Source organism: Sporolactobacillus sp. KGMB 08714 (assembly GCF_036598985.1).
Taxonomy (GTDB): Bacteria; Bacillota; Bacilli; order Bacillales; family Sporolactobacillaceae; genus Sporolactobacillus.
This window is the reverse complement of record NZ_JAUUBW010000023.1, coordinates 76,460-95,467: the sequence shown is the minus strand read 5'-3', so window position 1 is coordinate 95,467 and position 19,008 is coordinate 76,460. Positions and strand designations below refer to the sequence as shown.

The following is a 19,008-nucleotide window of genomic DNA, read 5'->3' as shown; positions in this document are numbered from 1 at the left end:
CAGTGACTGGGAAAAAGGCAATCAGGCTTTCTGATGCAGGCGAAGCGATAATGCCTGTTTCGCTGTAATAATTGCCAGCTTATAGACATCGTCCGCCGAGCAGCCCCGCGACAGATCGTTAACCGGTTTATTCAGGCCCTGGAGAATCGGTCCGATTGCTACAAAGCTGCCGAGCCGCTGGACCATCTTATAAGCGATGTTGCCGGCATCAATATTCGGAAAAATAAAGACGTTTGCCCGTCCCCCGACCGGGGAGCCCGGCGCTTTCCTTTCAGCCACGGAAGGCACATAAGCAGCATCAAACTGCAGCTCTCCGTCGATCAGAAGTTCCGGGGCCTTTTCCCTGACCAGTTTTACAGCCTCGGTCACTTTATCGATTGCCGGATCTTTCGCAGATCCCTTGGTGGAAAAGCTGAGCATGGCAATTCTCGGATCGATCCCGAACAGTTTGGCCGTTTCGGCCGATTCCACCACAATTTCCGACAGTGTTTCACTGTCCGGAGTAATGTTAATGCCGCAGTCGGCAAAAACAAACTCTTCCGTGTCTCTCACCATGATGAACGATCCGGAAATTCTTTTCTTCCCGGGCTGGGACTTAATAATCTGAAGCGCCGGCCGGACCGTGTCCGCCGTGGAATGGACGGCTCCGCTCACCAGCCCGTCCGCTTCCCCCATGTAGACGAGCATGGTTCCGTAATATACGGGATCAGCGAGCCATTTTCGTGCCTGTTCACGGTCGGTTTTCCCCTTCCTGCGGGCAACGAGCGCTTCAACCAGTTCGTCCAGCTTCGTTTCCGTTTCGGGATGCCTGAACAGAATTTTCTGTTGATCCGCCAGTGCGCCTATCTCCGGCACGGCTTGCCCGCGCTTTCCGATCAGAATAGGCTGAACCATTTCCTCGTCCGCCAGCTTCCGGACCGCCGCCAGAATCCGTTCATCTCCGCTCTCAGGGAAGACAATCGTCGGTTTCTTTTCCTTCACCTCAGCTTTAAGCCTGTCAAACAAATCTGCCATGTTGGCCCCTCCAATTAAAATTAATGCGTATTTTCAGTATAAACTAAATGAGCCGATCCTACATCCTGAAAATTAATTTGATTAGGGTGAAAATTGCAGATGACTTGGTCGCAGACAGCCCCCGCACTGTGCTATAGTAAATAAGTAGCAAACAGACAAAGAGGTGACTTATCGTGGCCGAAGCAGCAGAGACACTCGACGGATGGTACTGCCTGCATGATTTCCGAACTATTGACTGGTCTTTATGGAAAGCCCTTTCAGCTCATGAAAAAGAGGAAGCCGTTCAGGAATTCAGCCATTTTCTGGCGGAGTGGAACCGAATTGAACAAAATCACGAAGGCAGCTACGCCTTCTATTCCATTCTCGGTCAGAAGGCTGATTTCGTCATCATGTCGCTCAGACCGACGATGGACGAGCTGAACGAACTGGAAACAGCCTTCAATAAATCGAAATTTGCCGAAGTGACAGTACCGGCCTACTCCTATGTTTCCGTTGTCGAACTGAGCAATTATCTCGGCAGCGGCAAGGGCGATCCGTACGCCCATCCCCGCGTCCGGGAGCGCCTGTACCCGCTTCTGCCTAAATCTGATTATTTCTGTTTCTATCCAATGGATAAAAAACGCGATCAGGACGACAACTGGTATATGCTTCCGATGGAAAAACGGCGCGAACTGATGAAAAGCCACGGCATGATCGGGCGCAGCTATGCAGGAAAAATCACGCAGGTCATCACCGGCTCGGTCGGCTTCGACGATTGGGAATGGGGAGTTACGCTCTTCTCAGATGACGCACTCCAGTTCAAGAAAATCGTCTATGAAATGCGATTCGACGAGGTAAGCGCCCGTTACGGCGAATTCGGGCCGTTTTATGTCGGACCGCTTTTGGATGAAGAAAAGTTCAGGAAGATGCTCGCCGTCTGACACGGCAAAAAGGCCGAGCGGCCCGCCCCCCGAACCGGGAGCGGGCCGTTTTTGCCGACCGGCGGCATGCGGACGTCCTTCCGCGCTTTTGTCATCATTTGCTTCAAGCCGCATAGTCTTTAAAAGTATACGGCAAACAGCCCTGTGTTGTACGTCAATGAAATCTGTCCGCAAACCGGAATGTTCGGATAAAAGGGGGTGTCCGGCCATCGCTGTCATCCAATATACATCGAGCGACGTATCGCTGCTTGCCCGGCTGATGCGCGCAGAAGCCGAAGGAGACGGACGGCTCGGCATGCTGCTGGTCGGCAATGTCGGCGTCAACCGGGTTCTGGGCAATTGTCTCGACTTTAACGGCATCACAAGCATTCAGCAGATGGTCTTTCAAAGTCCCGGCGGATTTGAGGCCACGCAGCACGGTTATTTCTATCAGGCCGCGCGTTCGCAGGACAAAAGGCTGGCAAGGCGCGTCATCAACGGCGAGCGCTTCAATCCGGCAGCGAATTCGCTTTGGTTCTTTAAGCCCTTGGACGTGTGCCCGGCTCAGTGGTTCAATCAATGGAACACCGGGCGTTATAAGGCGCACTGCTTTTTTGCTCCTACTCCGACAGAATGCCCGCGGGTCTACTGATCCTGCCGGACCCGCTTTGGAAAGCCCGATTTTTCATTTTTTAGTGAGACTGTGCCGGTTAATCTTTTCTAAGGAGTGATTCAAATCATGAGCGATCAATTTCCACCGGAAAACTGGCCTTACGGCGCTTCATTCAATCCGGAATACGGAGAATCCCAGAACCAGAGGGCTTCTGGGCAGCCGACACCGCAGCAGGCGGGAAGTGCTTCGTTCCCCTTCCCCGGACAGTTCGCCACGCCGTCGGGAGCTCCCGCAACAACGCAGGCACCGCAGGCTCTGCCTTATCCATATCCGTCCTATACCATTCCTGCGGGAACCGCCGTCCCGTCGCAGGCGGCACCTGCAGCGACCGCACCGGCCTTCGTCGAGCAATCCTATATTGAAAACATTTTGAGGCTCAATCTTGGGAAAACCGCCACCGTCTACGCGACATTTGAGGGGAACACGGAATGGAACGCAAAAAAATTCACCGGCACGATCGAAGCGGCGGGCCGTGACCACGTGATTGTCGTTGATAAGCAAACGAACGTGCGTTATCTGATTCCGATGGTATTCGTCAATTATTTTACGTTTAACGAGCCTCTGGAATACAGTTATCCCTACGCGCCTCCTTCAGCCGGAAGATGACGGCGGACAGGAAAAGAACGGGCTGAGTGAGCTGCTCCGCCCATTTCACTTCGGCCCATTTTTACTTGGAAGGACTCCCGAATGCGCTTATCCCACGATGGCAGCAAGAAACAGCAGAGCCCAGCCGATCAGAAAGGCTACGCCGCCGAACGGCGTGATGATGCCGATCGCATCAACACGGCTGAGGCTCAGCGCATATAAGCTTCCCGAAAACAGAACCGTGCCGAGTACCAGCAGCCAGCCGGCCCATTGCAGCAGACCGGCCGACCCGCGGAATACACTTGCAGCGAGTATGCCGATCAAAATCAGGCCGAGACTGTGAAACATCTGATACTGGACACCCGTCTGAAAAATGGGAAAGTAATGTTCGCCCAGATGCGGTTTCAGAACATGAGCGCCGAAAGCGCCGAAAGAAACCGAAAGAAATGCCAGCAGGGAACCAAGGGCAATAAAAATTTTCATCTAATTATCTCTCCTTTGCCGGATCACCGGCACCCGACTGTGTTCCGCCGCTTGTTCCGCTTAATAAAACGCGCGGAGACCGGCTGAAGCCGAAATCAGCAGAACACTTTCAAGGCCGAATGCGGCAGGCAGTCTTTTTTCTTTTCGCTTCATACACCGATTATCGGAAACGCCGCTCATTCTTTCCAATATTTTTTAAAGATTGCCTGGGTACCGCTGTTTTCTTCACCGGCATCGGCAAGTTGTTCATAAATTTTCTTTGAAAGAGCAAGGCCGGGGGTATCCAGTCCCATACTTTCCGCGGAGTCCAGTGCGATTCGTTCATCCTTGATCAGATGTTTGATATAAAAGCCCGGTTCGAAATCGCCCTTCAGCATCCGGCGGCCGAGATTGGAAAGCGACCAGCTGCCGGCCGCTCCGGTTTCGATACTTTCCATCACTTTGTCCGTATTCAGCCCCGCGTGTTTCGCATAAGAAAGTGCTTCGGCGACACCGATCATATTCGAAGCGATGGCAATCTGGTTGGCCATTTTGGTGTGCTGCCCCGATCCCGCTCTGCCCTGATAGACGATCTTTTTCCCCATCGCCCGAAAAACAGGAGCCATTGTTTCGGCATCCTCTTTTTCGCCGCCGATCATGATGGACAAGGTGCCGTTCTGCGCGCCGACATCCCCGCCCGAAACCGGAGCGTCCAATGCGTGCAGCCCTTTCTCTTGCGCCGCCGCGCTGATTTTTTCAGCCAGCTGCGGCGATGACGTCGTCATGTCGATCAGATAAGCACCCGGTTTGGCGTGGTCAAGTATGCCATCATCAAAATAAACGGCTTCGACATCCTGCGGGTAGCCGACCATTGTGATCACAATATCGGCCGTCTCGGCAACAGCGGCCGGATTGGCCTTCCAGACGGCTCCCGCAGCTAAAAATTCATTTGCTTTGCTCTTTGTCCGGTTATAAACGTAAAGTTTAAAACCGGCCTTCATCAGATTGCGGATCATTCCCCGACCCATGACTCCTGTCCCGATAAAACCGACTGCTTTTTCACTCATGAGCTCCACTCGCTTTCATGCTTTTTCACCATTTCTGCTTCTCTTTCAACGATAGCACGAAAAACGGCTGAATTCACGTAAAGAAAACTTGCCGATCGGCAGGCCTTTAAGCGAAGCATGGAGTTCCGTTGCGGCGGCCATGGACGGCCGGGCGCCGGGCAGGCCGCCGGGATGCCGCGTTTGTTCGGCCTCTGATCGTATCACCTGCTGAAATTTTATACGTTTATAAGACAGCGGACGGGCACCTCAGACTTTTCGGATCTGAAAGAAATGGGTAAAAATCCAAGGATACTGAGGCATGGCAAAATTCAGCTGCCAGCCGCCGATGCCGCCCAGTCTTGCATTATAGGCGATCTGGGCCTTATTAAACAGGCTGCGTGTATCCTCAAACCAGACAACATGATTCTGCCCGTTGTCATCTGTGTAGTAAAAATAGGCTGACTGATCGGCTGCGGAGAAATTAATCGGAATCCGCTCGCTCATTGCGAGCTGGATTGCCGCCTGATTGGTAATCGGCCGCCCGGGATTCTGTCCGGTAAAAGGAATCACCCAGTCATAGCCGTAAAACGGCGTGCCCAGAATAATCTTGTTCCGATCAATCAGAGAGCTCGCATAGCGGACTGTTCCGAGGACATTGGCGATCGGTGCCGTCGGTCCGGGTTCGTTGCCCGCATGGTGCCAGTCATAGGCCATGATGAACATGAAATCGACGACGGCTCCGATCGCTTCATAGTCATAGCCCTTTACCCACGGAACCGTGTCGTCCATTTTCGCCGGCACGGCAATGCTCAGACGGATTCCGGCTGATTGGGTTCTCGCTTTCAGTGCCTGCAGGAATGCAACAAAGGCCTCTCTGTCGTCGGCGAGCACCCCTTCAAAATCGATATTGATCCCGCCATACCCATGCGACGTGGCAAGATTTATCAAGTTGTCGATCAGCCGTGCCTGTACATCGGGAGCATTCAGCATACGCTGTACGAGCGCGGGATTAAAACCCGTCTCCGATAGATTGGTCACCGCCAGGATCGGCGTCACACGCCTGCGCCAGGCTGCCAGAACCGCCGCCCTGTCGTTCATCGGGCTTAAATCGCCGTTCCAGTTAAAATGGGTTTCAAATAAACCTACATAAGTCAGGTAAGGCGCATGGCTTTCAATCAGCGCCTGATCGGCGGCGGGCGTCCGAAGCTGCGTATAGCTGAGAACGGTTGCCGGGCGCCGCTCAATGCCGGGAAGATTCAGTTTCATCCCGGGGCTCAGATTTTCCGGACGAATGCCCGGATTCGCCTGCGTTAATGCGTTCAGGGGTACGAAGGCCGCACGCGATATCGCCCAGAAACTGTCGCCGGGCTGCACAACATAAACATCACTGGTCACGAGCAGCGCCTGGCCGGTGACAATATTTGTCGCCGTCAGACCGTTCACTGTTCTTAATGTGTCAACGGGAATATTAAACCTCTGCCCGATGCCGTACAGAGAATCCCCCGCTTTCACTGTATAGACAAACATAGTCCCATCCTTTCCGCCCTTGTCCCGGGCGCCGCTATTCGCCTCATGATCGATTAGGCGTTTCCCTCTATCCTATTCTCCGCACCTGCGGGTGTGCCTCTTCGGATCAGGCAGCCGTTCCAAATTGACAGAGCAGGAATGAATGGGATAAAATTTTTTCGTCTGTTGCTTTTTCACAGCCCAAGGGGCCAGGGATTCCTGCGCGCAATGGATAATAGATGCAGGACAGCGATCGGCCGGAGCGAAGCCCGATCAAAGCGGCTTGTAAATAAGCGGTGCGTTGTTGCGATTTCTCTTGTTTGGAATAATGTAATAGGAATAACCCGTTGAAATTGGAGGCTTTTTCATGGTTGATTTCATTCCTTCAGAACTCGTCCGGACAATACCCGGCAACTATTTTGCCCGGATCGACCGAATGATTGATGCGTTTGAGAATAAAGGAATTGATCTGATTCATCTGGAAACGGGCAGTCCGGATCAGCCGACTCCGGAGCCTATCGTCCGGGCGCTCGGCCGCGCTGCGCGGCTTCCGGAGAATCAGGGCTATCCGCCGTACGGCGGCAAGCGAAGCGCCAAAGAAGCGATCGCTTCGTTCTATTTGCGGGAATACGGAGTGCCGCTCGATCCCGAGACGGAAATCACGGTTTTTGACGGGGCAACCATTGCCATCGCCGCACTGCCTCAGATTCTGCTGAATCCGGGCGACATCATGATCACGACGGATCCCGGCTATCCGATGTATTTTTCCTGTCCGTCGCTTGCAGGCGCCGACGTCTACGGCATTCCGGTACGCGCTGAAAATAACTTTCTGCCGGATTACCGGACGATTCCGGATCAGATTCTGGAAAAAGCCCGGCTGCTGATGCTGAACTATCCGAATAACCCGACAGGCGCCGTAGCGACGGAACAATTTTTTGCCGACACCCTTTCTTTCGCCCGGGCGTACCATCTGCCCGTCGTCCATGACTTCGCTTATGCCGCCTTCGGATTTGACGGCGTGCGCCCCCGCAGTTTCCTGCAGACGCCGGGCGCAAAAGAACAGGGCATTGAAGTCTGCACGATGTCCAAGACCTATAACATGGCCGGCTGGCGCTTCGGATTCGCCGCCGGGAACGCTTCAATCATCCGGGCATTCAATCGTTTTCATGAAATGGCACACAGCGACGTGTTCGGTGCGGTACAGGATGCCGCATCGGCTGCGCTGCTCGGTCCCCAGGACTCCGTCCGCGACCTGTGCGTACGCTACGAACGGCGCCGGAACGTCCTTGTCGAAAGCCTGCGCGCGATCGGCTGGAATGTTCAGGCACCAAAGGGCTCTTTTTTCTGCTGGTTCAGAATACCGGACGGGTATACTTCGGAGACGTTCGTCCGCGCACTGCTGGAAAGAGCACATGTTGCCATGGCACCGGGGATCGGATTCGGAAGCCATGGAGATCTGTTTGTGCGTGCAGGACTGCTGGAACCCGAAGGCCGCCTGCGCGAAGCCGCAAAAAGGATTCAGGCTTCCGGCATCCTGCAGGCAACGAACGTATAACAAAACAATGTCTGCCGGCCGATCAGGCTGTTCCGATTTGATCCGTAAAAAGGGGCCGATTCCAAAAACCTTGTAAAATTCAAGATCCGAGTTTATTAAACAATTTCTTTCCGGATCTTTCGTGGAAGCCTCCCTCCTGTCAAAAAGTCCTCCGTTTCTTCTTCAAAAGGCTGTCGACCGATGGCAGGACGAAGCCAATTAAGGACTTTCGCGGACTCTTACAAATAATCGGCAAAAATTTTAAGACTCCGGAACAAAAATCGACAGGTTCAGATGAGCCTGTCGATTTCTTATTTTCGGGCGGCCCTTTGACACGCCACTTCATGGCCGCAGCCATTATTTAGAATACTCCATAACCGATCAGCAGAATTACGATTAAAATAACGATGATCAGAAGCCACATAAAGAAAGTGGGTTCTTTTCTTTTGCGCCTGGCGAGCGTCATTTCCATTATGCCGATCAGGATCAGCGCAAGAATACCCTTTAAAATAAACAGCCATGGGAAGCCCTTCAACGCAAGCATCCACACGCCGGTCACGATCATCACAAGATAGGCCAGCCTCAGGCCGATTTTCCATCCGCGCTGCCGATAGAACGCGAAACCGAGAATAAACAGCAACACCATGATCCCCCACATGCCGCTATGTGTTTGTACTAAAAAGTGGAACAATGACAGCCCCTCCCGTTGTTTTTCCGTTAAAAAACGGACCGCTCTTTTCTATTTCACTGTCCAGTTTATCACGGAAAGCGCCCGGACTCACAATCCGCGACCTGAAGGTTTCTGCAGACCTAAATAAATCCGCCGGTCGATGTGCGGCCAGAAGCGGGGGAGTGCTCCTATCCGAAAAACGATGAGCCGTTATAAGCAATGCTTCATTGGCTGCCGGAACAAAGCCTGCCGCTACCGAGCGGACCGCCGCAATACCCGGTGCCGAAGTCGGGTGCACCCGCTGAGGACGATAAAATCGAACGGCGCATCGTCAGCTGTTTATTATAAATTTATATAGTCCCATCCAGGTCGGCAAACAGCATCCCAAAGTGCCAAGCGGCCGTTCAGGATGATCTCCGTTGCTGTTGAAAGGAGGAAATGCTTGGTGATATATATCTTATAATTTCAATTATTCGCACTTATTAATTCTTTAGCTGTCACAGTCGACTTTCCGCATTTTTCTGACGATGACTGGTGCTATTCTGCAACCTCAATCCGGGTTCTATTTGGATATCAACCGGATTCAGGGTGAGTCCGGCGTCATTTGGGCACGACCGATAAATCAGGTACATTGACCGATAATATTGCCGCGATGACCGATAAAACCGGTATATCGACCGATAAAGCAAGCACGGCGACCGATTAAACCGCTACATTGACCGATAAAGCGAGCACGGCGACCGATAAAATCGCTGCGTTGACCGATAGCACGGGAGCCGATCGTTAAATCCACTGTGCCGACCGATAAACTGGATCCGATGACCGATAAAACCGGTATATCGACCGATAAAGCGAGTACGGCGACCGATAAAATCGCTGCGTTGACCGATAAGCCTGGTGTGTCGACCGATAATCGATGACCCGGATACAACGGCCGACAAACCCTCCTGAAACAGGGCCGTTTAACATTTTGGTGCGAATTTTCGGATTTCGGTATGACTATCGTTGATTTTAGCATTTACCGACGCTTTTCGGCACGATTCATACGAATGTACAATGGACGGAAGAAAAATATCGGGCACTTCCGCAATTTAGCACCCGGCCGCGTGTGATATCGTCCTTCAGAAAGAGCATATCGTCCCTCGTTGCTGTCCGGAAGAATACAGATCCCTTCCAGAAGAGCGGATGACGCATTCACGCTGCGATCGGCGCTTCCATAAGTCGGCCGTATTTCGTCCCATCCGTTTATTCGGCATAGTGTTTCTGCGAGATATCGCACTTTTCAAGGGGAATCAATTTCGCCTTCATCTTCCATTTGGCAATCAGCCAGACGGCCAGAAAGACGGGAATGCCGACGTAGGAAGCAATCAGGTTGCCCCAGTCGATCCTTCCGCCCGAAAAGGCGTTCATGCTTTGACCGATGACGACGATCATGCAGACGGCAAAGGCAAACAGGGGGCCGAATGGAAACCACTTCGCACGATAAGGCAGATTTTCAAGTTTTCCTCCCTGAGCGGAATAGGCCCGGCGAAAGCGCCAATGACTGACGGCAATGCCGAGCCAGGCAATGAATCCGCACATGCCCGAAGCACTGAGCAGCCAGTTATAGACGATACCGTCGCCAAAACCCGATGCCAGAAAAGCGAGAAAGCCGAATGCCGCCGTTATGATCAGCGACCAGAGCGGAATACCGTTTTTCGTGACAAAGCCGAGAAGCCTGGGTGCCTTGCCCTTTCTTGCAAGCGCATAAAGAATCCGCGTCGAAGCATACAGCCCGGAGTTGCCGGCCGAAAGCACCGCAGTTAAAATCACGGCATTCATGACAGAAGCCGCGACCGCAAGACCGGCCTTCTGAAACACCAGTGTAAACGGACTGACCATGATCGTGTCAGTAATCGACAAATTGTGATTGGTGTAAGGTATGATCATGCCGATGATAAAAATAGCCAGGATGTAGAACAGCAGGATCCGCCAAAATATTGTTTTCATGGCCTTCGGTACATTTTTCTCCGGATGCGTGCTTTCGCCGGCGCTGACGCCAAGCAGCTCCGTGCCCTGGAATGAATAGCCGGCCGCCAGAAAAACGCCGAACGTCGCCAGAAAGCCTCCGTGGAAGGGGGCGTCGCCGATCGTAAAATTTCGGAAACCGGGCACGCCGCCGCCGATAATCCCGACAATCATCAGAAGGCCGAGAACGATAAAGATAATGACCGTCGCAATTTTAATAAAAGCAAACCAATATTCCGATTCGCCGTACCCTTTTACAGACAGGGCATTCAGTAAAAAAATAATCAGCAAAAACAGGCCGCTCCAGAGTATCGACGGGCTGTCCGGGAACCAGAATTTCATGATCAGCGTTGCCGCGGACAGTTCGCTGGCGATGGTGATGGCCCAGTTATACCAGTAGTTCCAGCCGAGCGCAAAGCCGAATGACGGGTCAACGAATCGCGCTGCATAGGTGCTGAACGAACCGCTCGTCGGCATAAAGGCGGCGAGTTCGCCGAGGCTTGTCATCAGAAAATAGACCATGATGCCGATGATGCCGTAAGCAAGCAGGGCCCCGCCCGGTCCCGCCTGATAGATCGAGTTCCCGCTTGCCAGAAACAGCCCCGTGCCAATCGCTCCGCCGAGCGCAATCATCGTCAGATGGCGTGATTTCAGACCGCGCTTTAATGTTCTGGGCTTTTTTGTCGCTTCTTCATACTGCATGCTTCTTCCAATCTTCTGCTGCATCTTTCTTTTTCTCCCCTTTTTCTGTTCGTTCTCTCGGGAGACAGATGAAGAAAATAAAAACCGCCGGAAGCGCATCGTGCTTACGACGGACGAAATGTATCATACATGGGAGGATCGTTAAAAAAGGCGGAACATACCGGCGGCGCCTGTCCGACTCGCGTCATTCACGGACCCGCGCGGATACGGCTGCCGATCCCGGAAAGAATTTCTCACAACCTTACCGGTATCTATGCGATACTTTTTCAACTGACACTCAAAACGTGTGACTTTCCGAGCGGCGGCATGTTTCCATACAGCCTTCTCTTACTCTCTCCATCCATGTCTTCCGTCGATAGCACATCACATGTGTTTTCATGTGACAGTCCCGCCCCTCTTCGGATGCGGGCCCAGCACGCCCGTTAAGGCAACGGGCGCACTTCGGCGATGTTTCCTTTCACGCACAGTCAAGCGGCTTCCTTATGCCTTCCATACGCTAGTCTTAAACACCGCAACCTCTACCTCCTCTGGTCCATGCGAGGAGATCGGCCTTAAATACCAACAGTCATTGTACCCTTTATAGAACCCTTTTGCAATCGTCAATTCTTGTCTTCATTCGTTCGGAGAAACGGATGCCTTCATGCTGCCCCGCTCCGCTTCATACTGTGCTATCGTTTTCATGAATACGCGTCCGTATTTTTCCAGTTTTTGCTGTCCGACCCCTTTTATCATCAGGAATTCCCGGTCTTCCGCAGGCAGCTTCGCGCTCATTTCGCGGAGCGATTGATCAGAAAAGATAATATAGGGCGGCACGTACTCTTTCTGTGCGAGCTGCTTCCGCACGTTTTTCAACCGTTCAAACAGTTCATTATGAACTTCAAGCTGCACGGCCCGCACCGCACCCTTTTTCAGCACGTGTGTCTCTCCTTTTAGCACCGGCAGCGACCGGGCAGTCAGTGCCAGAGTCGGATAGGCGCCGCCCTGCTGGGCCAAATACTGCTCGGCGGTCAGAAAATCGATAAATTCGCCGATTCGCCGCTGTGTCAAATCTTTCATAATACCGTAAGTCGGCAGGGTATTCAGTTTATATTGAATGATTTTCTGATCGGCCGCCCCGGCAAGCACCTTAGTCACCATCGTTTTCCCGTAACGCTCGCGCAGCCGTTTAACACAGGAAAGCACTTTCTGTGCCGCCGTCGTGACATCCGTTTTTTCGCGGGTATCGAGACAGTTGCCGCAGTGACGGCACGGCTCGGAATTCTGTTCTCCGAAATAGCGGAGAATATAAGCCTGCAGGCAGGACTCCGTGTGGCAGTATCCGACCATCTGTTCAAGCTTATGATATTCCTCATTTTTCAGCGCATCGTCCATTTCCGATTGTTCGATAAAAAATTTCTGAAGCCGGATATCCTGCGGCGAAAAAAGCAGGATGCAGTCGCTTTTTTCACCGTCGCGCCCCGCTCTGCCCGCCTCCTGATAATAAGCCTCAATATTGCGGGGCATATTGTAATGAATCACATAGCGGACATTCGACTTGTTAATACCCATGCCGAAAGCGTTCGTCGCCACCAGCACCGATAAATCGTCATAGAGAAAATGCTCCTGGCCGGCCGCACGTTCTGCCTCGGAGAGACCCGCATGATATTTTCCGGCCGCGAATCCGTCTGTTGTCAGTCTGTCGCAGAGCCGATCCACTTCTTTGCGCGTCGCGGCATAAATAATGCCCGGCTGATCGCGATTCTTTTTTAGATAATCCCGCAAAAAAGCATCCGGATTCTGGCCGCGGATCACTTGAAAATTAAGGTTGTCGCGGGCAAATCCGGTGATGACGACGTGGGTCTGCGGAATATGGAGCAGCCGGCAGATATCGGCCGTAACACGCGGAGTGGCCGTTGCCGTCAGAGCGGCGACGGCAGGCTTGCGCGGGAAGCGGGCAATCATATCCGCAATCAGGCGGTAGCTCGGCCGAAAATCATGGCCCCACTGCGAGATACAATGGGCCTCGTCAACGGCGACAAGCGAGACGTTCATCTTCTCAAGTGCCTGCTGGAAAGCCGGAACCTCCAGACGTTCCGGAGCCACATACACCAGCCTGTAACGGCCGGCGGCTGCCTGGTTCAGCCGCCTTTTGCCGTCGCCGAAAGAAAGCGAGCTGTTAATAAACGTCGCCGCAATCCCTGCATTCTCCAGAGCATCGACTTGATCCTTCATCAGCGAGATCAGCGGGGAAATCACCAGCGTCGTCCCCGGGAGAAGCAGGGACGGTATCTGATAACAGAGCGATTTCCCGCCTCCCGTCGGCATGATGCCGACCGTATCTTTGCCGGACAGCAGAGACGAAATAATCTCACCCTGGCCCTTGCGCAATTCATCATAACCGAAATATTGTTTCAATACTTTGTGGACAGCGTCCTGCATCAATGAAACCACCTTTTTCCGGCCTTTGCATGCCGCGAAAATACTAGTTTCATTTTATCACAGGATCCGCCCAATCCGGCCAAGTTTCGTTTTTCTGCCTGAACGTAAAATGTCCGGCACCGGCCGATTTCAGGCGCCTCTTCTGGCCGTCGACGGGATGCAGCGGCCGCCGCTGCCATTCAGAATCGACCGACTTTGAGCGATTCTATCGATCTTTTCACGATCGGCCGCCGCGCCTGATCGTGAAAAGGCTCAACAAACCGGACCGTTGTTTCCCAAAAATCAGAAGCCCGGCGGAAGCGTCCGCTATCCGTCCGAACCATTCATATAATTTCTCATATGCTGAAGTAGATTGGTTTTATGAAGGGAGAATTGATAATTATGGATCAGAAAGATCATCAGGATCCCCGATTGCCGATAAGACGAAATCTGATGGATGAGATCGATACCTTTTTTCAGCAGGATCCTTTTCGCGGTATTTTAAAATCGATTGACGACTTTTTTGAAAAGCATTCGTTTTTCGCCGGATTCTCCGTCCGCCAATACGAATCCGGGGATGAATGGATTGTCGAAGCCGAACTTCCCGGTGTGAAACAGGAAAACATTCATATTGAACTGTTGGGAGACCGGATCCGGATTGCGATAGAAAACGATGTCTCAATGGAAACGAAGAACGAAGAAAAAAACATCCAGACACACGAAAGACGGTTTGAGCGGGCTGAACGTCTGATCGTCCTTCCGTATACCATTGACCGGTCGCGCACCCGTGCCTCATTTTCAAACGGAATATTGAAAATTCACGGGCCGAAACATCCGAAAGCCATCGACACACTGGCGATCGAGTGAGAAAAGAAGGGCGCCGCATCAGCCGATTTTTCGACGATGAGACGTCCCTTTTTATTCTTTCTATTGCGCACCCTTTGAACAATCAAAGATTGGAGTGCCTGCCTAATCCATGACAGCGTCAGGATAGCCTTTTCTTTTTTCCTCTTGCCATCAGGCCGGCAGACTGTGTCCCAAGGTATCGATAACAAACCGGCCCTTCAGGATGGGCGTTCCATCACTGTTGAAATGTCCGTTAAAATTTCTTTCTTCCGTTCCGATTATTTGCACTTACTAGGCCGTTATGGGTGATTTCCCATGTTGATATTTTGCTGTTTACCAACGATATGCCGGCAGTTACGGGTGATGCTTTGCAACTTACCGGTGCTTTTCCAATGCCTGCGGACAATTTTCGGCATGATTCACATGAATAGACGGCAGACGGAAGAAAAGTGTCGGACATTTTCGGCATTTAACACCCGTCCGCGAATGATATCACCTGTCAGAGAAGCATTATCGCCGTTCACATCGTCTTTCAGAAGACAATACCCGTTCTCCGGAAGAGCACACGATGGCCCGCATCTGCATCTGGAGGGATGTTCAGCCCGACAAAATGTCTCGCGCTGATTCAGCCGGTTCAGTTGAGCCGGCAAAACTGAGTACCCGGCAACACAGAAAAATGGTAAAGTCGCTTTGATCCTGGAATGCCTTATTTTTTCAGCGGTGTCATTTCCGGCGCTCTGCCTCATTTAATCAAAGTCCGACATAAACAGCGATGCGGGTACAGCCGGTTATTTCTTTTTCTCCCTATCAGCTTAATGATCCGTTCAGGCCGCCGACAAACCTTTCAAGCCGGTCGAGCCCTTCCTTGAGGACTTCCGGTGAATAGGCGTAGGACAGGCGCAGATAGCCTTCGCCGTATGAAGAAAAGGCACTGCCGGGCACTGCCGCCAGCCGCTCCTTTTCAAGCAGATGCAGCGCGAAATCTTCAGACGTCATGCTGAATTTTTTAATCGACGGGAACACATAAAATGCACCCGACGGACGGACCGCCTCGATGCCCATCTTTTCAAGCCGGCCGAGCACGTAATCGAGCCGCTGCCTATAAGCTTTTCTCATCGGCGCCGCGTCGTCCTTCCCAGCAGTCAGCGCTTCGATCGCCGCATACTGGGTAATGCTGGTGATGCAGGAAATTCCGTATTGATGGACCTTAATCAGCTGTTCGGCAATCGGCCGGTCGGCAAGCACATAGCCCATCCGCCAGCCCGTCATCGCGTGCGATTTCGACAGTCCGTTGATTACGAGAGCCGCCTTTTTCATTCCCGGAAAAGAAGCAATGGAAACGTGCTTCCGTCCGTACGTAAGTTCGCTGTAAATTTCATCGGAGACAACAAAAATGTCCCGATCCCGAAGCAGATCGGCAATGGCGGCCAGTTCATCGGCGGACAGCACGCAGCCTGTCGGATTGGAAGGATACGGCAGAATAACCGCCTTCGTCCGTTCGTTCAGCCGGCCGGCAATCTGATCCGCCGTCATCTTAAAGCCGGTTCCGGTCGTATCAATATAGACGGGAACGCCGCCGGCGAGCCTGATCGGCGCCGCGTAACCCGGATAGGCCGGTCCGGGCAGAATGACTTCGTCCCCTTGCTCGAGAATGGTTCGGAAGGAGAGATCGAGCGCCTCACTGGCACCGACCGTAGTGATGATTTCCGTTTCCGGGTCGTAGTAAAGATTGTATTTTTCAGCGACATATCCGGAAACGGCCTGCCGCAGCCCGAGAAGTCCGGCATTCGCTGTATAGACCGTGTGATTATGATCAATCGCCGCCTTCCCGGCCTCTTTAATATGCTCCGGCGTCGGAAAATCAGGCTGACCGATCGTCAGTGAAACCGCCCCCGGATAGTCTTTGACTTTATTAAAAAAACGACGGATGCCGCTGATCTGAATCGAGCGGACACGTCCGTTCACTCTGCTTTCCATATTTCTCATCCCTTCGGAGCGTCGATACCGCCCTGCCGTTCACCGGCCAAAAGCCCTTTTATAGTTCCGGCTATTCACACATATTGATTTCAGGTCGTTGACTGTTGATTCTTTACGTTTTGCTGTTGATTTTGCACACTTGCTTCCGAAATTCTGAAGTCTACCAATGATAAACGGCTATTTACCCGTGATATACCGGCGTTGGCCGATGATTTTCGGCACGATTCATATAAATATGCAGCAGGCGGAAGAAAAGCAGCCGGTATTTCCGGAATGACCACCCGTCTGCCCCTCATACGCCCTCCAGAGGAGTATTCCGCCACGGGCACTGGCAGACTGCCCTCTTTATTCCACTGTGTACCAATAGATGATAGCTTCTTTCACGCCACGGCCGCGGTACATGCCGAGGAGACCTCTATTTAGATTATTATTCGCATGAAATGAAGAAAGCCTCTGCATGCCGCGCGCAAAGGCTTTGTTTTTCAGGCTCATCAGTCAGTCATCGCTGCTTCTTCAACAGTGACTTCCCGTGTCCAGCCAAGCTCATCCTTCAGACGGCCCGACTGAATTCCGGTCAGCGTCTCGTAAAGCTTCTTGGCGAGTGGGCCGATCTCACCCTTTCCAATCTTGATGAGACGATCCTCCCATTTCAGGAAGCCGACCGGAGAGATCACGGCTGCCGTTCCTGTCCCGAAGACTTCTTCGAGCTTCTGCTTTTCCGCCTTTTTAAACAGCTTTTTAACCGAAATTCTCTTCTCTTTGACGGGAACATCCCAATACCGCAGCAGCCGAATGACTGAGTCGCGCGTCACACCCGGAAGGATACTCCCGTTCAGGGCAGGCGTCCAGACTTCGCCCTCAACTTTAAAGAAAATATTCATGCTGCCGACTTCCTCAACATATTTGTGTTCCACGCCGTCAAGCCACAGTACCTGATCGAAGCCGAGCTCTCCGGCTTTCGACTGTGCCTTCAGGCTTGCCGCGTAGTTTCCGCTCGTTTTGGCAAACCCGACTCCGCCTCTCACCGCTCGTACATATTCATCTTCCACATAAATCCTGACAGGGCTAACCGCATCGCCGAAATAGGAAGCGACCGGCGACAGGATAACAAATAACTTATACGATTCGGCGGGATGAACGCCGAGAAACGGTTCGGTCCCGATGATAAACGGACGGATATAAAGGGACTGTCCGGGTTTTGAAGGAATCCAGTCCCTTTCGACGGCGACAAGTTTCATGATCGCCTCAATCACGAATACCTCATCGATTGCCGGAATATTCAGGCGGGCGCACGATTGGTTCATCCGTTTCATATTCATTTCCGGCCGGAAAAGCAGAATGCGCCCGTCTTCGGCCCGATAGGCCTTCATCCCTTCGAAAACTTCCTGACCGTAATGAAAGATTGTTGCGGCGGGTTCAAGCGCAATCGGGCCATAAGGAACAATCCGGGCATCGTGCCATCCTTCGGCCGCAGTATAGTCCATCTCAAACATGTAATCTGTAAAATGCTTTCCGAAACCGAGATTTTCCGGATCCGGCTTAACCTTCAGCCGATCCGCTTTCTGAAACGCAATCTGCTGCCCCATGATTCTTTTTCCTCCCTGATAAATCTTTTTAGTTAATTATATCAATATGGAGGAAAAATCGCTATATCGCGTCGTGAGCTGCCGCTTTCCTCCGAGTGGTCGCCCAGACCCGGAAAAGGCCTGCTGCGCGGACCCGTCCCATGATCCGAAATACACAGGCGGGCGCTTCTTTCAGGCCCTGTCAAAAAGGTTTGTTTTTTCCAGATTCTGAATAAATGATTCCGTCCACTGGGAGCAGGCTGCCGTTCTTCGTGCATGTACGTCGGACGGTATACATTTAAAATAAATTAATATGAGTCTCTCTTTAGCTTATTGTCCTGCTGTGCCATTAAATGATGATCGGCTTTTCCTGAGGCCATCTTTTGAAAGACAGATGGCGTTTTCACAGTCGATAAACTTCTGTCACGGCTGATGATAGATCGGGGTACCTGCTGAAAATCGATTAAGCACCGTCGACGACCGAAAAACAGCTACTAACGGTCGATCATGGACTGAAATCCGATCCATACAACCGGGCCGCTGGGCAGTATCGGTCCGAAAATCTTTGCCCTGAAGAATTTGCTAATCGACCTGAAACAGCGAGCTATCGCTCTAAAATGATCTCGATTCGCCCTGTTCCGGCAAAGTATCGCCCCGGCAAGAGTTTATCGCCCCGAAAAAAGAATGAATCGACCTGAAGCAGCGAGCTATCGCTCTAAAATGATCTCGATTCTCCCTGTTCCGGCAAAGTATCGCCCCGAAAAAAGAATGAATCGCCCTAAAGCAGCGAGCTATCGCTCTAAAATGATCTCGATTCGCCCTGTTCCGGCAAAGTATCACCCCGAAAAAAGAATGAATCGCCCTAAAACAGCGAGCTATCGCCCTAAAATAATCTCGATTCGCCCTGTTCCGGCAAAGTATCGCCCCAGCAAGAGTTTATCACCCCGAAAAAAGAATGAATCGACCTGAAGCAGCGAGCTATCGCTCTAAAATGATCTCGATTCGCCCTGTTCCGGCAAAGTATCGCCCCGGCAAGAGTTTGACGACTGAACTCCCTGCAACAATTGATTAAATCAATCAGGTACATTCCGATTATCCGCACTAATTGATTCCAGTCCGTTTATT

The 19,008-nt window shown here is 52.1% G+C and carries 15 protein-coding genes and 1 riboswitch; of the genes, 5 read left to right on the top strand and 10 right to left on the bottom strand.

Annotated elements, in window-relative coordinates; all coding sequences use genetic code 11:
- Positions 1-21: 21 nt before the first annotated feature.
- Positions 22-1,014 (bottom strand): phosphate acetyltransferase, encoded by a 993-nt coding sequence (pta, locus tag Q6A92_RS11225; protein WP_332238219.1) that lies wholly within the window; start codon positions 1,012-1,014, stop codon positions 22-24.
- A 173-nt stretch (positions 1,015-1,187) separates the two neighbouring features.
- Between pta and hemQ the strand changes: the two genes are divergently transcribed.
- From hemQ to gerQ, 3 genes are all read left to right on the top strand, one after another.
- Complete coding sequence (hemQ, locus tag Q6A92_RS11220) at positions 1,188-1,934, top strand: hydrogen peroxide-dependent heme synthase (RefSeq protein ID WP_274398956.1); 747 nt, start codon at positions 1,188-1,190, stop codon at positions 1,932-1,934.
- Positions 1,935-2,142: 208 nt separating this feature from the next.
- Positions 2,143-2,565, top strand: coding sequence for a cell wall hydrolase (locus Q6A92_RS11215; RefSeq protein ID WP_274399198.1), 423 nt, complete (start codon positions 2,143-2,145; stop codon positions 2,563-2,565).
- An 87-nt stretch (positions 2,566-2,652) separates the two neighbouring features.
- Positions 2,653-3,192, top strand: a complete 540-nt coding sequence (gene gerQ, locus Q6A92_RS11210) for a spore coat protein GerQ (protein ID WP_274398957.1) — start codon at positions 2,653-2,655, stop codon at positions 3,190-3,192.
- Positions 3,193-3,279: 87 nt separating this feature from the next.
- Here gerQ and Q6A92_RS11205 read toward each other — a convergent pair whose 3' ends face one another.
- From Q6A92_RS11205 to Q6A92_RS11195, 3 genes are all read right to left on the bottom strand, one after another.
- A complete protein-coding gene (locus Q6A92_RS11205) occupies positions 3,280-3,654 on the bottom strand; it encodes a DUF423 domain-containing protein (RefSeq protein ID WP_274398959.1) in 375 nt (124 codons plus the stop codon).
- A 176-nt stretch (positions 3,655-3,830) separates the two neighbouring features.
- Positions 3,831-4,700 (bottom strand): NAD(P)-dependent oxidoreductase, encoded by an 870-nt coding sequence (locus Q6A92_RS11200; protein WP_332238218.1) that lies wholly within the window; start codon positions 4,698-4,700, stop codon positions 3,831-3,833.
- Between the two features lie 246 nt (positions 4,701-4,946).
- On the bottom strand, positions 4,947-6,206 hold the full coding sequence (locus Q6A92_RS11195) for a glycosyl hydrolase family 18 protein (RefSeq protein WP_274398962.1): 1,260 nt from the start codon (positions 6,204-6,206) through the stop codon (positions 4,947-4,949).
- Between the two features lie 346 nt (positions 6,207-6,552).
- Between Q6A92_RS11195 and Q6A92_RS11190 the strand changes: the two genes are divergently transcribed.
- Positions 6,553-7,740: an aminotransferase class I/II-fold pyridoxal phosphate-dependent enzyme gene (locus tag Q6A92_RS11190; RefSeq protein WP_274398963.1), complete on the top strand. Its 1,188-nt coding sequence runs from the start codon at positions 6,553-6,555 to the stop codon at positions 7,738-7,740.
- Between the two features lie 340 nt (positions 7,741-8,080).
- Here Q6A92_RS11190 and Q6A92_RS11185 read toward each other — a convergent pair whose 3' ends face one another.
- The 4 genes from Q6A92_RS11185 to recQ form a co-directional block, all read right to left on the bottom strand.
- A complete protein-coding gene (locus Q6A92_RS11185; protein ID WP_274398964.1) occupies positions 8,081-8,410 on the bottom strand; it encodes a DUF1516 family protein in 330 nt (109 codons plus the stop codon).
- Positions 8,411-9,011: 601 nt separating this feature from the next.
- Positions 9,012-9,320 (bottom strand): hypothetical protein, encoded by a 309-nt coding sequence (locus tag Q6A92_RS11180; protein ID WP_332238217.1) that lies wholly within the window; start codon positions 9,318-9,320, stop codon positions 9,012-9,014.
- Between the two features lie 314 nt (positions 9,321-9,634).
- Entirely contained in the window at positions 9,635-11,122 is a 1,488-nt protein-coding gene (locus Q6A92_RS11175) for an amino acid permease (RefSeq protein ID WP_332238216.1), read from the bottom strand.
- Between the two features lie 324 nt (positions 11,123-11,446).
- A riboswitch (Lysine riboswitch) is annotated at positions 11,447-11,627 on the bottom strand.
- An 83-nt stretch (positions 11,628-11,710) separates the two neighbouring features.
- On the bottom strand, positions 11,711-13,516 hold the full coding sequence (gene recQ, locus Q6A92_RS11170; protein ID WP_274398969.1) for a DNA helicase RecQ: 1,806 nt from the start codon (positions 13,514-13,516) through the stop codon (positions 11,711-11,713).
- Positions 13,517-13,897: 381 nt separating this feature from the next.
- On the opposite strand from recQ, the gene Q6A92_RS11165 reads away from it, so the two are divergent.
- Positions 13,898-14,362 (top strand): Hsp20/alpha crystallin family protein, encoded by a 465-nt coding sequence (locus Q6A92_RS11165; RefSeq protein WP_332238215.1) that lies wholly within the window; start codon positions 13,898-13,900, stop codon positions 14,360-14,362.
- Positions 14,363-15,148: 786 nt separating this feature from the next.
- Here Q6A92_RS11165 and Q6A92_RS11160 read toward each other — a convergent pair.
- Both Q6A92_RS11160 and Q6A92_RS11155 read right to left on the bottom strand, forming a co-directional pair.
- Positions 15,149-16,318 (bottom strand): aminotransferase A, encoded by a 1,170-nt coding sequence (locus Q6A92_RS11160; protein ID WP_332238214.1) that lies wholly within the window; start codon positions 16,316-16,318, stop codon positions 15,149-15,151.
- A gap of 491 nt (positions 16,319-16,809) precedes the next feature.
- Positions 16,810-17,904, bottom strand: coding sequence for a branched-chain amino acid aminotransferase (locus Q6A92_RS11155; protein WP_332238213.1), 1,095 nt, complete (start codon positions 17,902-17,904; stop codon positions 16,810-16,812).
- Positions 17,905-19,008: the final 1,104 nt, after the last annotated feature.

Excerpts from the sequence above, each read along its gene's own strand:
- pta (WP_332238219.1), bottom strand. The coding sequence starts at position 1,014 with ATGGCAGATTTGTTTGACAGGCTTAAAGCTGAGGTGAAGGAAAAGAAA.
- gerQ (WP_274398957.1), top strand. The coding sequence starts at position 2,653 with ATGAGCGATCAATTTCCACCGGAAAACTGGCCTTACGGCGCTTCATTC.
- Q6A92_RS11205 (WP_274398959.1), bottom strand. The coding sequence starts at position 3,654 with ATGAAAATTTTTATTGCCCTTGGTTCCCTGCTGGCATTTCTTTCGGTT.
- Q6A92_RS11200 (WP_332238218.1), bottom strand. The coding sequence starts at position 4,700 with ATGAGTGAAAAAGCAGTCGGTTTTATCGGGACAGGAGTCATGGGTCGG.
- Q6A92_RS11195 (WP_274398962.1), bottom strand. The coding sequence starts at position 6,206 with ATGTTTGTCTATACAGTGAAAGCGGGGGATTCTCTGTACGGCATCGGG.
- Q6A92_RS11190 (WP_274398963.1), top strand. The coding sequence starts at position 6,553 with ATGGTTGATTTCATTCCTTCAGAACTCGTCCGGACAATACCCGGCAAC.
- Q6A92_RS11175 (WP_332238216.1), bottom strand. The coding sequence starts at position 11,122 with ATGCAGCAGAAGATTGGAAGAAGCATGCAGTATGAAGAAGCGACAAAA.
- recQ (WP_274398969.1), bottom strand. The coding sequence starts at position 13,516 with ATGCAGGACGCTGTCCACAAAGTATTGAAACAATATTTCGGTTATGAT.
- Q6A92_RS11165 (WP_332238215.1), top strand. The coding sequence starts at position 13,898 with ATGGATCAGAAAGATCATCAGGATCCCCGATTGCCGATAAGACGAAAT.
- Q6A92_RS11160 (WP_332238214.1), bottom strand. The coding sequence starts at position 16,318 with ATGGAAAGCAGAGTGAACGGACGTGTCCGCTCGATTCAGATCAGCGGC.
- Q6A92_RS11155 (WP_332238213.1), bottom strand. The coding sequence starts at position 17,904 with ATGGGGCAGCAGATTGCGTTTCAGAAAGCGGATCGGCTGAAGGTTAAG.